Origin of the sequence: Streptomyces prunicolor NBRC 13075 (genome assembly GCF_000367365.1) — a bacterium.
GTDB lineage: Bacteria > Actinomycetota > Actinomycetes > Streptomycetales > Streptomycetaceae > Streptomyces > Streptomyces prunicolor.
In genome coordinates this window covers 71,939-86,563 of the sequence record NZ_BARF01000042.1, presented here as the reverse complement: position 1 = coordinate 86,563, position 14,625 = coordinate 71,939, and the positions used below count along the sequence as shown (strand labels likewise).

Sequence of the window (14,625 nt, the reverse complement as noted above, 5' to 3'; positions counted from 1 at the left end):
CCCCACCGCGATGTCCACGCTGCCTGCCGAGCCGGCAGCCTTCACCGGCCGTGAGGAGGAGGTGGCCGAGCTGCTGAGCGCCCTCGATCCGGGTGTCGATGGTGGCTCCGAGTCCGTCGTCATCTTCGCCTTCTCCGGGCTGGGCGGCGTCGGAAAGACCGCGCTGGCGTTGCGTGTTGGGCATGCGGCGCGGAAGTGCGGATGGTTTTCCGGGGGTGCGCTCTTCGTCACCCTTCGGGGGTACGACAAGGTTCCGATGACGGCGGATCAGGCGGTGCTGGAGTTGTTGCGGGCGCTGGGGGTCGGGGATGAGGATCTGCCGCCTACGGCTGATGAGCAGTACGCGCGCTATCGGGCCGAACTGAGTTCCCGTGACCCGGTGTTGATCGTTCTGGACAACGCGTCCGACCCGGCACAGATCTCTCCCCTGTTGCCGGGAGAAGGGAGCGGGCATCGGGTTCTGGTGACCTCCCGGGAGGTCCAGGACTCGCTTCCGGTACGGCAGTTCAGGGTTGACGGGCTTACGCCTGATGCGTCACGGGAGTTGATCGACCGGTCGTTGCGGCAGTACGACCCCGGGGATCAACGGGTTGCGGAGGAGCCGGAGGCCGTACGTCAACTCGCCGAGCTGTGCGGGCACTTGCCGCTTGCTCTACTGATCGTCTCCGCGTTGCTACGACGAGGTCGGCAGCGGCCCGTTGCAACGTTGGTCAGCAGACTGAAGGTCGCGAGCGATCGGGTGCGGACGTTGAAGGTCAGGGGGGTTGATCAGTACAGAAAGGAGCTGAGCCTGCGGCCCGTGCTCGACGAGATGTATGCACGGTTGGAGCCTGAACTAGCCCAGGCTTTCCGGCTGTTGGGGCAAGCGCCGGGGGACGGCATCGGCGTTGAGGTGGCGGCCTGTCTGACCGGACTGCCCCTTGAGCAGTTGGAGCCGTACCTTGACGATCTGACCGCCTGCTCTCTTCTCACCGTGTTCCCGGACGGCGAACGCTGGCAACTACACGACCTGGTACGGCTGTACGCGCACACCGTCGTCGCTGAAGATCCAGAATTCCTCGACGAGGCGGCCGAGGCCCGGAGTCAGCTGGTGGGCCACTACGCGCAGAGGACGCTGTCGGCAGTGGCACACGTCCGGCCGCAGGCCGATGACGTGCCCGGCGATACTTTCACCGACCGCGCCCAGGCCTTGAACTGGCTGAATGCCGAGCGCACGGGACTGCTGGCGGCCGCCCAGTGGACCGATACCGAGGACGACGAACAGATCCGGAACACTCTGCTCCTGTCCCACTGCTTGGGCATCGACCTCCACCGCCGCCGGGACTTCCACGACTGGGTCACCGTGGCGGAGACCGCCTGCGAGGCCTCGCGCCGGGTGGGTGACTGCCAGGTCCAGGCCATGACGGACAGCTCCCTCGGTTCTGCTCTGCTCGCTTCACGGCGATTGGAAGAGGCCGTGGATGTATATCGCCGTGCGCTGGGCCTCTTCGAGGAATTCGGCGACCGCGACGGGATGGCCCTGGCCTGGAACAACCTCGGACTCGTCCTGCGGGAGATGCGGCGGTACAGCGAGGCGATCGAGGCCTACGGTCACAGTGCGCGGCTTTATGGCGATCTGGGCAACCGGCACCAAGCGGCCAAGGCACGCTGCAATCTCGGCATCGCGCTGGATGACCTAGGACGCCTGGACGAGTCGCTCGTCGCCCTTGAGGAGTCCCTTGCCATATGTGCGGAATTGGGTGACAGGGAGGTCGAGGCATCGATCAGGAACAGCCTCGGCATCGTTCTTCGCAACCTGGGCCACCACACAGAATCCATCACTTCCCTCACCCACGCCCTGGGGCTCTCCGCCGAACTCGGCGACTGGCACGGCAGGGCCAAGTCCTGGAACAACCTGGGCCTGACGTTGAAAGATCTCGGGCGATTCAACGAGGCCCTCTCGGCCCACACACGGGCCAGGAATTGGTATGCGTTCCTCGACGATCGCCGTGGAGAGGCCTTGGCCGGCACCAACATAGGCGTCACGCTCCGCGCGGTGGGCCGGTGCGAGGAAGCTCTGTCGGCCACCCACCAAGCGCTGGATCTGTTCCGGGAGTTCGGCGACGAAGACGACATCGCGATGGCCGAGCGCAACATCGCCGCGATCTTGAAGACTCACCCATAACCCACCGCGAACTCGCACCACACCACCTTCCCCGGCGCCCGCTCCCCCACCCCCCACTTGTCCGCAAGCATGGAGACCAGCATCAGGCCCCGGCCATCCTCCGCGTGGAGGTCCCGATACCGGGTCCTGACGTCACGGAGTTGACCGGTGCCGCTGTCGTGGACCTCGACGCGGAGGATTCCGTCGAGGTGGACGCAGAGGCGGAGGGCGAGGCCCCGGCCCGGTGGTACGCCGTGCAGGATCGCGTTGGTCGCCAACTCGCTTACGCAGAGCAGCATTTCGTCGGCCCGGTCGATGATCTCCCAGTCCGCGAGGGTGTTCCGGGTGAACTCGCGGGCCAGGGCTACTGATCTGCGGTCGCGTCGGTAGAACGCCTCGCGGGTGTGGCTTTGGTGGAGTTGTTCGTTCATGGGACCACTGTCACTGGCGGTCACTATCTTGGGGCAGTGAGTGAGGTCGTATTTGTTTTCTCTACGACCTCACTACGACGACTTCGGGTGTGCGCGGGGGAAAGGGACACGCATGCAATCGGCGAAGAGGCCCAAGAAGGTCGGTACTTGGCAGGCGGTCGGCGGGCTGGTCGCCCACTTCCGAAGGCAGGCCGGGCTCACACAGGAGCAGTTCGCGGAGATCGCGAACCTGCACGTTGACACGATCAGGTCCTACGAACAAGGGAGGCTTGCGCTACAGGATCATCGGGCCACCGAGTTCGATGAACTGCTGCACACGGGCGGGGCGTTGTTCGCCGTCGTCGACAAGTTGCCGGTGCAGGAGCGGATGCCCGCCTTCGCACAAGGGCTCGTCGACAATGAGCAGGAGGCCATCGCCATCTTGTCGTACCAGACACAGGTCGTGCCTGGCCTGCTCCAGACGGAGGCGTACGCCCGCTGTGTCTTCGAGTCCCTGCATCCGGCGGTCGGGGACGAGACGGCCGACCAGTGGGTGGCCAACCGGATGCAACGGCAGGAGATCTGGACGCGCGATCGGCCTCCGGTGGGGCACTTCATCATCGAGGAGAGCGTCCTGCGGCGGAACGTCGGCGGCCCGGAGGTCATGCGGGACCAGATCCGCAAGTTGATCGAGGCCAACGAGCCCGCGCACATGGGTGTGCAGATCATGCCCATGGACCGGATGCCCCACGCCTCCCTCGACGGTCCCTTGGTGCTGCTGGAGACTCCGCACCACGACCGCCTCGCCTACCTCGAAGTTCAGCGCGCCAGCTTCCTCGTCGAGGACCCGGAAGAGGTGAGTAACTATCACCTGAAATATGGAATGCTGCGGTCACAGGCGCTCTCTCCCTCCGAGAGCATGCGCCTCCTGGAGCGACTGCTAGGAGAGCAATGAACACCGCAGCACGGCAGCACTTGGCGTGGTTCAAGTCCAGCTACAGCAGCAGCAAGGGCGGCAACTGCATCGAAGTCGCTTATGCCTGGCGGAAGTCCAGCTACAGCGGTAGCGAGGGCGGGGACTGCATCGAAGTTGCCGCCCACCCCGCCGCCATCCACATCCGCGACTCCAAGGTCCCCGCCGGTGGCATCCTCACCGTCTCTCCCGGCACTTGGACGGAATTCCTGGAGCGAATGCAAGGAGAGTAATGAACGCCGCAGCAGGACAGCTCGACCGCTCGGACGACCTGGCGTGGTTCAAGTCCAGCTACAGCGGCAGCGAAGGTGGCAACTGCATCGAAGTCGCTTACGCCTGGCGGAAGTCCAGCCACAGCAGCAACGAGGGCGGTAACTGCATCGAAGTCGCCACCCACCCCTCCGCCATCCACATCCGGGACTCCAAGGCCCCCGCCGGTGGCATCCTCACCGTCTCGCCCAGCACTTGGACAGAGTTCCTGAGCCGGTTCACGCGTCCCGCAGCCTGAACGCCGTTCCCCCCACCACCAACAACCCCACCGCATACGCCGCCAGTACCCCCAACCCCGCCCACGGACCGATCGCCAACCCCGCCAGGTTCTTCGTCGCCTGGATGGACAGGCCCGCCGGCATGGGGGCCCAGCGTTGCAGACGGTGTTGCCAGGTCGGGGAGTTGACGACGTGGGACAGGACCGGGACGACGTAGAGGATGCCCAGGCCCAGGGTGATCGCGCCGCTCGTGTCGCGGAGCAGGGTCGCCAGGGACAGGCCCAGGAGCGTCACCAGCACCAGGACGAGGATCGAACCGCCCGCCGCGCGGAACATCGCGCCGTCCACCGGCGGCGGGGTCGGAAGGATCAGGCGGGCCAGCCCCAGGGCTGACAGCACCGCCAGCACCCCCGCAGCCGACGTCAGCAGTGACAATGCCGCCGCCTTGGACGCCAGCACCCGCCACCTACCCGGCATCGCCGTCAGCGTCGTGCGGATCGTGCCCGTGCCGTACTCCGCGCCGATCGACAGCGCACCCAGGACCAGGCACACCGCCTGGCTCAACTGGACGCCGGTGAGGGCCAGTTTGACCGTGTCCTCGTGGCAGGCCGTCGGTGTCGGGCATACGCGGGTCGTGAGCGACGAGGCCGCCGCCGCGCCCATCGCCGCCGTCAGGGCGACCGTTGCCACCAGGAGCCACCAAGTGCTGGGCAGGGTACGGAGTTTGGTCCACTCGGCATGGAGAGCGTGCAGAGAACCTCGCCACCTCACGCGTCCCGCCTCCTTACCGTCCAGGCCGCCAGCAGGAGCGCCGCCGCCGCGTACGCCACCAGGACCGCCAGGCCGTTGTACGGGGAGAGGGGGTAACAGCCGCTCTCCGGGAGGCAGTTGTGTTGGACCTGGGGGTAGTACGTCACGCCCTGCTGGACGGCGAAGGCCGCCGCCGGTGTGACCCTGAGCAGCCACTGCGCGACGGGGAGCGGGAGGGCGAAGGACAGGATCTGCGGGAGGATCACCAGGACGACCACCGTGGCGATCGTGCCGGCGCTGTTGCGCAGGACCACGCCCAGGGAGAGGGCCAGGACCGCCACCAGGGACAGGAGTACCGCGCTGCCCACCACCGCCCTCAGGGCCGGGTTCTCCAACAAGGAGAGGTCCGGGAACTCGGGGGACTTGAAGCCGTTCGACCGCAGTGTCTTCTGGGCCAGGGTGAAGCCAATTGCCGTTGCCAGCAGGCCCGTTGTGAAGGTGATCGCCGCTATCACCGTCGTCTTCGCCGCCAGTACCTTCAGTCGGGACGGGGTCGCCGTGAACGTCGTACGGATCAGGCCCCGTTTGTATTCGGTCGTCACGAAGAGCGTGCCCAGGGCGACCATGAAGAGCAGGCCCATGAAGACTCCCTGGAAGCTCATCTGGACCGTGTCGGGGCTGTTCTCGTCCGGGGCGATGTCTCCCTGGCCGGTGAGGGTGTAGGTGCCGGTCGGGGACACCGTCGTCGTACCGGGTTGACTGTTCGGGCCGTCGGCAGTCGGGGCGCCGATGTCCGTGTCCGTCCAGCCGCCCGCCGTCGACTTGCCCTGGAAGGTGAGACGGTCGAAGGTGCCGGTGGCCTGGCCGCTGCCCGCCACCTCGCTCGTACCGCCGAAGGAGCGGTGGACGATCTCGTGGACGGGAGCCGCCAGGAACAGCCCCACCTGGACCGTCCCCCGCATCCCCCCGACCCCCACCTCCCCAAGCTGGGTCCACTTCTCACCGTCTACCGACGCATAGCCGGTTAGTTTTCCCCCCAGCCTTTTCAGCCTGAGCCACTGCGGCGCCTTCGCCAGGTCGCTGCTCGGACCCGCCGTGTCGTGGGTGAAGTTCCACTGCATGCGGACGCCGTGGGCGGGCGTCGCCATCACCGCCACGTACGGCGAGCCCTGCTTCAGGCTCGACTTGACGATGATCCCGGCCTTCGTCCAGGGCCCAAGTCCCTTGCCGGAGGCGTCCTTCAGGCCGGTGACCCGCGCCGTGATCGTGCCGTCGCCGGTCAGCGTGCGGTGGGTGAAGCGGAAGGAGTCGTTGACCACCTCGCCGCCCGGACCGACGACGACCGGAGGGCCACCGCCGGTGGTGGAGCCGCTCGCGCCCATCTGGGAGATCACCACCGTGACCACGGCCGCCACCGCGAGCACCAGTAGCCAGGCCCTCACCGTCCAGAACTTCGTCCACTCCGCGCGCAGCAGCCGGCCGAAGCCGGCCCGGGTGGGGTGGAGGGCCGAGCGGTACGGCTGGACGGTCTTCGTGGGAGTCGTCATCGGGTCACCTCATCCGCGTCCGAGGCGGGCGTGGACGTGAACTCGACCGCGTCCCGGGTGAGTTCCATGTACGCCTCCTCCAACGTCGCCCGGTGCGCGCCCACTTCGGCGAAGGGGACGCGGGACGCGCCGAGCAGCTCCACGATCCGTTCGGCGGGCAGGCCGGTGACCGTGAGGGTGTCCCGGTCGATGACAGCGACCGTGCCGCCCTCCCTCGCCAGCAGTTCCATCGCTTCCGTACGACTGCTCGTGCGCAGCCTTACCCGGTCGCCGGAGGCCGCCGTGAGGAGGTCGGCCACCGCCGTGTCGGCGATCAGACGGCCCCTGCCGATGACCACCAAGTGGTCGGCGGTGTCTTCGAGTTCGCTCATCAGGTGACTGGAGACGAGGATCGCGCGGCCTTCCGAAGCCAGGTGGCGCAGGAGGGTGCGGATCCACTGGATGCCCTCGGGGTCCAGGCCGTTGACCGGTTCGTCGAGCAACAGCACCGGAGGATCGCCGAGCAATGCTGCTGCTATGCCAAGGCGTTGGCGCATCCCGAGGGAGTAGCCGCCCGCCCGCCTCCGGGACGCCTGCTCCATGCCGACCTGTTCGAGGACCTCGTCCACGCGGCGCATCGGCAGGCCGTGCGAGTGGGCCAGCCAGCGGAGGTGGTCGCGGCCCCGGCGGCTGGGGTGCAGGGCGGCGGCGTCCAGGAGCGCGCCGACCTCCAACAGCGGGGTGCGCAGGGCGTGGTAGGGACGGCCGCCGATCAACGCCTGCCCCGAGTCGGGGGCGTCCAGCCCCAGAACGGTACGCATGGTGGTGGACTTGCCCGCGCCGTTGGGACCGACGAAGCCGGTCACCGTGCCGGGCTCGACCGTGAAGGACAGTCCGTCGACCGCCAGGGTCCGGCCGAACCGCTTGCGCAGATCGCGGACTTCGATGGTCGCTTCGGCCGCATCGGTTGCGCCGGTTGTATGGCTCATGGTGAGGGAGGCTAGGGGCGGCCGGTGCGGTGCGTCGTCACGCCCGGGAGGTCCCTCGCGCGGGGGACGCCGGGCCGGACAGGGGTCGGCACAATGAGGGGGTGGCTGTGGAGAGAAGCGGGCCGGGGAATCTCGTCGCCTCTGGTGTCCTGGGTGTTCTCGCGGTCTCCGAAGTGCTGCTGCGCAGCACCGACTTGGGCGCTGGGTTCGCCGCCCTCCTGCTGCTCACCCTCGCTTCCACCCTGCCCCTCGCCCTCGTACTGGGATCCGGCGGCCCCGCGCGCAGTGGTACCGCCGTCGCCGTCAGTACGGCCTGCGTACTGTCCCTCGTGCCCTTCGGCATCCTCACCGTCGGCGGGGTCGTGGCCCAACTGGTGTGCGTGTACGTGCTGGGCCGCGCCGGAGCCACCCGCCTCGGCGGACTGCTCGTCCTGCCCTACGTCGTGATCGCCCTCGGCAGTCAGGAGGAACCGACCAGGATCGTCGCCGTCCTCGTCGCGACCCTCGCCTCCGCCGCCGCGGCCACCGGCATCGCCCACCACGCACGCAGTACGGCCCTGGCCCACAGCGCGACCGAACAGGCCTTCGCGGACACGCTCCTCGAACACGCCGCCCGGGGTGAACGGGCGCGTATCGCACGGGAGTTGCACGATGTCGTCGCGCATCACATCTCGATGATCGCCGTCCAGGCGGAGACCGCCCGCCTCACCACCCCGGGTCTCCCAGCGGAGGGCGCCACCCGCCTCCTCGCCATCGGCGACACCGCGCGCACCGCCCTGACCGAGATGCGGCGGCTGCTGGGCGTGCTGCGGGAGGACGCCGACACGGGGGTCCAACGGCGGCCCCAGCCCGGCCTCGCCCAACTCATCGACCTGGTCGACGAGTCACGCGACGCGGCCGGCTCCCGCACCCGCCTCATCGTCAGCGGACACGTCACCTCGCTGGACCCCGGGATCGAGGTCACCGCGTACCGAATCGTCCAGGAGGCCCTCACCAACGCCCGACGCCACGCGCCGGGCGCCGCAGTGGACGTAGAACTCCGTTACGGGGACGAGGACTTGGCGGTGCGCGTGCGCGACAACGGACCGGGGCCCGTCGCCGCCGGTCTCTCCGGCCATGGCCTGCTCGGTATGCGTGAGCGAGCCGCGACGGTCGGCGGGACGTTGCGCACCGGGCCCGCGCCCGGCGGCGGTTTCGTCGTCGAGGCACGACTCCCCGTCAAGTCGGAGGAGGAGCAAAAGCAGGTGCAGAAGCAGGAGGGGGCGGCGCGGCCATGAACATCACGCCCATCCGTATCGTCGTCGCCGACGACCACGAGATCGTCCGGGTCGGATACGCCGGACTCCTCGCCACCCAGGCCGACTTCACGGTCGTGGGCACGGCCCGCGACGGCGCCGAGGCGGTACGCGTCTGCCGCGAGGAGTCGCCGGACGTGGTGCTGATGGACGTACGGATGCCGGTCATGGACGGCATCGAAGCCACCGCACGACTCCAGAACTGCCCTGTTGTACCAAGGGTGTTGGTGCTGACCACCTTCGACCTCGACGAGCATGTCTACGACGCGCTGACCGCGGGGGCGAGCGGGTTCCTGCTCAAGGACGTGACGGCCGAGCGACTCTTCGACGCGGTGCGGGTCGTGGCGGCCGGTGAGGCGTTGCTCGCGCCCGGGATCACTCGGCGGCTGATCGCCGAGTTCGCCCGTCAGCGGCCCCGAACCGGCCCCGCGCACACCGCACTTGACGCCCTCACCCCACGCGAGACCGACGTCCTGCGGCTGCTGGCCCAGGGCCTGTCCAACCCCGAGCTGGCCGCTCGCCTGCACGTCGGCGAGGAGACCGTGAAGACCCACGTCAGCCGCATCCTGTCCAAGCTGGGGCTGCGGGACCGTACGCAGGCCGTGGTGATGGCCTACGAGACGGGACTCGTCGTGCCGAGGACCGGCTGACGGCGGCGGGCGCGCGGCACCGAGGCCGAGCTCACCCCGGCTGGCCGATGGCTGAAACCCACCCCTTGTGCGGACGTTCACAGGGTTCCCATAATCCTTCAACAGATTTGACCAGCCCATGTCAGAAATTGAGCATTTCTTTGATGCTCTCGATTGACATGTGCGCGTCATTGCCACCCCCCACGGAAGGCATCACGTTGAAGAAGCTCCTCACAGCCCTCAAGAGATGCGCGGCCGTCGGCGCCGCCGCTCTCGCGATCGCCAGCCTTCAGCCCGTCTCGGCCGCACAGGCCGCCCCCACGCCCGTCGTCGGCGGAACCACCGCGACGCAGGGCGAGTTCCCGTTCATGGTCCGGCTCTCGATGGGCTGTGGGGGTGCGCTCTACACCCCGCAGATCGTGCTGACCGCCGCGCACTGCGTGAGCGGGAGCGGCGCCAACACCAGCATCACCGCCACCGCGGGTGTGGTGGACCTGCAGTCCACCACCGGGCGGGTCCAGGTCAAGTCGACGTACGTGTACCGGGCGCCGGGGTACAACGGCAACGGCAAGGACTGGGCGCTCATCAAGCTCGCCTCGCCCATCACCACCGTGCCGACGCTGAAGATCGCCACGACCACGCAGTACAACACCGGGACCTTCACCATCGCCGGGTGGGGTTCGGCCAGTGAGGGCGGGGCTCAGCAGCGGTATCTGCGCAAGGCCACCGTGCCGTTCGTCAGTGACGCCACCTGCCGGTCCTACAGCGGGTACAGCGGGCTCGTCGCCAGTGACGAGATCTGTGCCGGGTACACGGCCGGTGGGGTCGACACCTGTCAGGGTGACTCCGGTGGTCCGATGTTCCGCCGGGACAGCGCCAACGCCTGGATCCAGGTCGGCATCGTCAGCTGGGGCATAGGGTGCGCCCGCGCGAACGCGCCCGGCGTGTACAGCGAGGTGTCCACGTTCGCCTCCGCGATCGCGTCGGCGGCGGCTTCGCTCTGACGTACGTCCTTCTTCTGACGTACGTCCTTCTTCTGCGGGTCCGGCGCCACATGTGCGCCGGGCCCGTGTTTCTCGCCCCCCGCTCCTTCAGAAACCGCCGCCGAAGTCCCCGCCGCCTCCCCCGTCTCCGCCCCCTCCGAAGTCCCCGCCCCCTCCGAAGCCGCCGCCGAAGTCGTCGGAGTCGAAGTTCGCGCCGGAGACGTCGCCGCCGTCGTAGCCGCCGCTGCCGAAGTCGCCGTAGCCCGTGCCGTAGTCGGAGGCGTAGGACGGGGTGGACATCATGCTGCCGAGGACCGTGCCGACGAGGAGGCCGGGGAGGAGGCCGCCGCCGAAGTAGCCGCCTGCCCAGGGGCCGTAGGCCGGGCCGGCGTCCCAGTACGGGCGGCGGCCGTAGTCGGTGTCGACCTCGCGGATCATCGGGTCCCGGCCGTCCGCGAGGCGGGCCTGGTCGGCCGCGCAGACCGGGACCTCGCGGGGTGCGCCGCCGGACGGGGTCCAGGTGGCGTCGGCGACCGAGGGGCCGTGGCGGGGGTCGAAGAAGCAGGGGGCGCGGCGCTCGGGGAGCGGGCGGCCCTCGCGGCGGGCGGCGAGTTGGGCGAGCGAGAAGCGGCCGTCCTCCAGTGCCTGGGTGACCGAGCGGACGTCCTCGGGTTTCGTGGCCGCCGCCATGTACGACTTCGCCTGTTCGTAGGCGTCGAGGGCGCGTTCGTAGTCGGCGCGCATCGCGTCGTCGGCGCCTGGTTCGGCCGGGTGGAATTCGAGGCGGTCCAGTTCCTCGCCGAAGGCCGTGATGTCCTCGTCCACGACCACCCGTAGCTTGTCGAGCGCCGCGCGCTGTTCCTCCTCGCGGCGGCGACGGCTGCGGCGTACGAGGGTGTACGCCCCCGCGCCGCCCGCCACCAGCACCCCGCCCGCGACGATCAGCGCCGTACCGGAGACTCCCCCGCCGCCGTCCGAGGAGCCGCCCCAGGACGCGGGCGCCGAACCGCCCATGCTGGCCAGCGCGCGGTTCGTGAAGTCGGTGAGCTGGGTCTTCGCGTCCTCGCCCTGGACGCTGCTGACCAGGTTCTTCACGGCGGCGTTCGACAGCACCCGGGAGTCGGCGCGGGCGTCGAAACGGTCGCCGAGGCGGATCGCGTAGAGGCCGGTGATGCCGGTGGCGGTGCGGAGGTTGGTGAAGAGGTTCGCCGTCGGGTAGTCGGCGGGGAGGACCGCGACGAACACCGGCTTGTCGGCGTCCTTGATCCGCTTGGCCAGGGCGTCGGCGTCTGTCGTCGACAGCTGGGCGCTCGCCGATGGGTCGACGTAGACCGGGCTCTTGCGCAGGGCGTCGCCGATCGTCGAGACGCCGGTGTCCGCGGCGGCCGGGGTCGCCATGGTGAGGGCGGCGAGCAGCAGGGCCAGCAGCAGCCCCAGCGGTAGCCCCGGGAGGCTTCGGGTCCGGATCACGGCCTTCATGACTCGACGCTACCCGAGGTCGGTCCCTTTGGCCGGTGCTCACCAGCTGATCCGGGCCGCCACCGGCAGGTGATCGCTGCCGGTCTCCGGCAGCACCCACGCACTCCGCGCCCCCACCCCCCGTACCAGAATCTGGTCGATGCGCGCGATCGGGAAGGACGCCGGCCAGGTGAAGCCGAAGCCGTTGCCTGCCGTCTCCTGGGCCGAGCGCAGGTGGGCGGTGAGGGTGTGGAAGGCGCGGTCGTCCGTGGTGCCGTTCAGGTCGCCGAGCAGTACCACCCGCTTGTTCGGCTCGGCGGCTACCGCCTTGCCCAGCGCGCGGGCGCCGAAGTCGCGCGAGTCCGTCCAGAAGCCGTCGCTGGGCATCAAACGGACCGACCCGAGGTGCGCCACGTAGACCGCTAGCGGCCCGTGGTCCGTGGCCACCGTGGTGCGCAGTGCCCGGGCCGGTTCCTTCGGGGCGTCGGCCGGCTTGGTCTTCGCCAACGGCCCGACATCACCCCGTACGACATTCACCGACCGGGTGTCCGACAGCGGCAGCTTGCTCCACAGGCCGACCGTGCCCCGCACCGCGTGGTACGGGTACGCCTTCGCCAACCCCTTCTCGTACCTGCCCATGGCCTGTGGGGTCAGCTCCTCCAGGGCCAGCAAGTCCGCGCCGGAGGCGGCCAGTTGACGGGCGGTGCCGGTCGGGTCGGGGTTGTCGGCGCTGACGTTGTGACTGGCCACGGTGAGGTCGCCGCCCGGGTGGGACTTGTCGACGAGCAGCCCGCCGAAGAGGCTCAGCCACACCGTGACCGGCAGCAGCAGGGCGACCGTCGCGGAGGCGGAGCGGCGCCATACCGCCCCGGCCAGCAGCACCGGGACGCACACGCCGAGCCACGGCAGGAGGTTCTCCACCAGGCTGCCGATGCCCGCGAAGGTCGGGACCTGGGCGTGCAGCAGCATGAGCAGACCCAGCAGCAGGGCCAGCACGGCGAGCACCGGGCCGCGCTTCCAGGGGGCGAGGGGAATCCGGGGGATCATCACACCGTCAGCCAAGACGGCCCGGTGTTGTCGGCGCGTATCGGGTTTTCGATACGCGGACGATAGGTGCCGACTTCTAGCATCAACGACATGCGTCGACTTCCAGCATCAAACGTATGCGTGTTCTGATCGTCGAGGACGAGCCCTATCTGGCGGAGGCCATTCGCGACGGCCTGCGCCTCGCGGCGATCGCGGCCGACATCGCCGGTGACGGCAACACCGCGCTGGAGCTGCTGAGCGTCAACAGGTACGACATCGCCGTCCTCGACCGCGACATCCCCGGCCCCTCCGGCGACGAGGTCGCGCGCCGTATCGTCGCCTCCGGGAGCGGTATGCCGATCCTCATGCTCACGGCCGCCGACCGGCTCGACGACAAGACCACCGGGTTCGAACTCGGCGCCGACGACTATCTGACGAAGCCCTTCGAACTCCAGGAACTCGCGCTCCGGCTCCGGGCGTTGGACCGCAGACGCGCCCACAACAGGCCGCCCGTACGGGAGTTGGCGGGCCTGCGCGTCGATCCGTTCCGCCGGGAGGTCTACCGGGACGGCCGCTATGTCGCGTTGACCAGGAAGCAGTTCGCGGTGCTCGACGTCCTCGTCGCCGCCGAGGGCGGTGTCGTCAGCGCCGAGGAACTCCTGGAGCGGGCCTGGGACGAGAACGCCGACCCGTTCACCAACGCCGTGCGCATCACCGTCTCGGCGCTGCGCAAGCGGCTCGGCGAACCCTGGATCATCGCCACCGTGCCGGGCGTCGGCTATCGCATCGACGCGCGACCCGAGGCCGGAGACGACAGAGCCGACGGAGGAAACCGTGGATAGGGCGCCCGGGTTGAGCGTCCGGCTCAAACTCGCCCTCAGTTACGTCGGTTTTCTCATGCTCGCCGGTGTCCTGCTGCTCGCCGCCGCGTGGTTGTTCCTGACGCGTGTGCCCCACATGGGGCTCATCATCGAGCCCGACTACACCCTGTCCGTGCTGCGCGCCTTCGCTCCGATCGCCGCCGTCGCCCTGGGGTTCCTGCTGGTGTTCGGCCTGGTCGGCGGGTGGATCCTCGCGGGCCGCATGCTCGCCCCGCTGACCCGCATCACGGACGCCACCCGCATGGCCACGGACGGCTCGCTGTCCCACCGCATCCAACTGCCGGGCCGCAAGGACGAGTTCCGCGAACTCGCCGACGCCTTCGACGCGATGCTCGCCCGGCTCGAAGCCCACGTGGCCGAACAGCGGCGGTTCGCGGCCAACGCCTCCCACGAGCTGCGCACCCCGCTGGCGATCTCGAAGTCCCTGCTCGACCTGGCCCGCGCCGACCCGGACCACGACACCGGCCAGATCATCGACCGCCTGCACACCGTCAACACCCGGGCGATCGACGCCACCGAGGCACTGCTCCTGCTCAGCCGCGCCAACCAGCGGTCCTTCACCCGGGAACCCGTCGACCTGTCCCTCCTTGCGGAAGAGGCCACCGAGACGCTCCTCCCGCTCGCCGAGAAGCACGGCGTCACCGTCGAGACCGGCGGCGACATCTCCCCCGCACACGGTTCGCAGACGCTCCTGCTCCAACTGACCACGAACCTCGTGCAGAACGCGATCGTCCACAACCTGCCCGAGCAGGGCACGGTGTGGGTGACCACCGCCGTCCGCGCCACGACCGTCGTGCTCACGGTCGAGAACACCGGCGACCCGCTCACCGCCCACCAGGTCTCGACCCTCACCGAGCCGTTCCAGCGCGGCACCGAGCGCGTCCGTACCGACCACGAAGGAGTCGGCCTCGGCCTGGCGATCGTCAAGACCATCACCGGCGCACACGACGGCACCCTCACCCTGACCCCGCGCCCGGCCGGTGGGCTCCGCGTCACGGTGGAACTGCCCGCCGACACCAACTGGCCGCACCCCCCGCGCCGTTGAGGCCGCGGGGGGTGCGGTGAGTCATCGGG

General features: G+C 69.3%; 15 protein-coding genes. 9 read left to right on the top strand and 6 right to left on the bottom strand.

Translation table 11 applies throughout. The features are described from left to right. The first annotated feature begins 10 nt into the window (after nucleotides 1–10). Nucleotides 11–2,164, top strand: coding sequence for a tetratricopeptide repeat protein (locus SPR02S_RS55955; RefSeq protein ID WP_158697844.1), 2,154 nt, complete (start codon nucleotides 11–13; stop codon nucleotides 2,162–2,164). Here the strand turns inward: SPR02S_RS55955 and SPR02S_RS19260 are convergent. Beyond that, nucleotides 2,155–2,574 (bottom strand): ATP-binding protein, encoded by a 420-nt coding sequence (locus tag SPR02S_RS19260; RefSeq protein ID WP_019058631.1) that lies wholly within the window; start codon nucleotides 2,572–2,574, stop codon nucleotides 2,155–2,157. The genes SPR02S_RS55955 and SPR02S_RS19260 overlap by 10 nt on opposite strands. A 112-nt stretch (nucleotides 2,575–2,686) precedes the next feature. Here SPR02S_RS19260 and SPR02S_RS19255 point away from each other — a divergent pair, with 112 nt between their 5' ends. The 3 genes from SPR02S_RS19255 to SPR02S_RS19245 are packed head-to-tail and all read left to right on the top strand — an operon-like array spanning nucleotide 2,687 to nucleotide 4,034. Then, a complete protein-coding gene (locus tag SPR02S_RS19255) occupies nucleotides 2,687–3,508 on the top strand; it encodes a helix-turn-helix domain-containing protein (RefSeq protein ID WP_019058630.1) in 822 nt (273 codons plus the stop codon). Beyond that, nucleotides 3,505–3,759 carry a DUF397 domain-containing protein gene (locus SPR02S_RS19250; RefSeq protein WP_019058629.1) on the top strand — a complete coding sequence of 85 codons (255 nt, stop codon included), beginning with the start codon at nucleotides 3,505–3,507 and terminating at the stop codon, nucleotides 3,757–3,759. The genes SPR02S_RS19255 and SPR02S_RS19250 overlap by 4 nt, the downstream gene beginning before the upstream one ends. Beyond that, nucleotides 3,759–4,034 carry a DUF397 domain-containing protein gene (locus tag SPR02S_RS19245; protein ID WP_019058628.1) on the top strand — a complete coding sequence of 92 codons (276 nt, stop codon included), beginning with the start codon at nucleotides 3,759–3,761 and terminating at the stop codon, nucleotides 4,032–4,034. Before SPR02S_RS19250 ends, SPR02S_RS19245 begins: the two co-directional genes overlap by 1 nt. On the opposite strand, the gene SPR02S_RS19240 is transcribed toward SPR02S_RS19245, so the two are convergent. From SPR02S_RS19240 to SPR02S_RS19230, 3 genes are read right to left on the bottom strand one after another with little or no spacing between them, the layout of a single operon-like run. After that, on the bottom strand, nucleotides 4,015–4,785 hold the full coding sequence (locus tag SPR02S_RS19240) for an ABC transporter permease (RefSeq protein ID WP_019058627.1): 771 nt from the start codon (nucleotides 4,783–4,785) through the stop codon (nucleotides 4,015–4,017). The genes SPR02S_RS19245 and SPR02S_RS19240 overlap by 20 nt on opposite strands. Beyond that, on the bottom strand, nucleotides 4,782–6,311 hold the full coding sequence (locus SPR02S_RS19235; protein ID WP_019058626.1) for a DUF1349 domain-containing protein: 1,530 nt from the start codon (nucleotides 6,309–6,311) through the stop codon (nucleotides 4,782–4,784). Before SPR02S_RS19235 ends, SPR02S_RS19240 begins: the two co-directional genes overlap by 4 nt. Continuing rightward, a complete protein-coding gene (locus tag SPR02S_RS19230) occupies nucleotides 6,308–7,279 on the bottom strand; it encodes an ABC transporter ATP-binding protein (RefSeq protein ID WP_019058625.1) in 972 nt (323 codons plus the stop codon). The genes SPR02S_RS19235 and SPR02S_RS19230 overlap by 4 nt, the downstream gene beginning before the upstream one ends. Nucleotides 7,280–7,386: 107 nt before the next feature. Here SPR02S_RS19230 and SPR02S_RS19225 point away from each other — a divergent pair, with 107 nt between their 5' ends. The 3 genes from SPR02S_RS19225 (at nucleotide 7,387) to SPR02S_RS19215 (ending at nucleotide 10,207) form a co-directional block, all read left to right on the top strand. Beyond that, a complete protein-coding gene (locus SPR02S_RS19225) occupies nucleotides 7,387–8,556 on the top strand; it encodes a sensor histidine kinase (RefSeq protein ID WP_019058624.1) in 1,170 nt (389 codons plus the stop codon). Further along, complete coding sequence (locus SPR02S_RS19220) at nucleotides 8,553–9,224, top strand: response regulator (protein WP_019058623.1); 672 nt, start codon at nucleotides 8,553–8,555, stop codon at nucleotides 9,222–9,224. The genes SPR02S_RS19225 and SPR02S_RS19220 overlap by 4 nt, the downstream gene beginning before the upstream one ends. Nucleotides 9,225–9,421: 197 nt before the next feature. Then, nucleotides 9,422–10,207 (top strand): S1 family peptidase, encoded by a 786-nt coding sequence (locus SPR02S_RS19215; RefSeq protein WP_019058622.1) that lies wholly within the window; start codon nucleotides 9,422–9,424, stop codon nucleotides 10,205–10,207. A gap of 87 nt (nucleotides 10,208–10,294) precedes the next feature. Here SPR02S_RS19215 and SPR02S_RS63820 read toward each other — a convergent pair whose 3' ends face one another. Further along, nucleotides 10,295–11,665: a hypothetical protein gene (locus SPR02S_RS63820; protein WP_019058621.1), complete on the bottom strand. Its 1,371-nt coding sequence runs from the start codon at nucleotides 11,663–11,665 to the stop codon at nucleotides 10,295–10,297. A 39-nt stretch (nucleotides 11,666–11,704) separates the two neighbouring features. Continuing rightward, nucleotides 11,705–12,691: an endonuclease/exonuclease/phosphatase family protein gene (locus SPR02S_RS19205; protein WP_019058620.1), complete on the bottom strand. Its 987-nt coding sequence runs from the start codon at nucleotides 12,689–12,691 to the stop codon at nucleotides 11,705–11,707. A 116-nt stretch (nucleotides 12,692–12,807) separates the two neighbouring features. On the opposite strand from SPR02S_RS19205, the gene SPR02S_RS19200 reads away from it, so the two are divergent. Next, on the top strand, nucleotides 12,808–13,512 hold the full coding sequence (locus tag SPR02S_RS19200; RefSeq protein WP_019058619.1) for a response regulator transcription factor: 705 nt from the start codon (nucleotides 12,808–12,810) through the stop codon (nucleotides 13,510–13,512). After that, on the top strand, nucleotides 13,505–14,596 hold the full coding sequence (locus SPR02S_RS19195) for a sensor histidine kinase (protein ID WP_043258366.1): 1,092 nt from the start codon (nucleotides 13,505–13,507) through the stop codon (nucleotides 14,594–14,596). Before SPR02S_RS19200 ends, SPR02S_RS19195 begins: the two co-directional genes overlap by 8 nt. Nucleotides 14,597–14,625 lie beyond the last annotated feature (29 nt).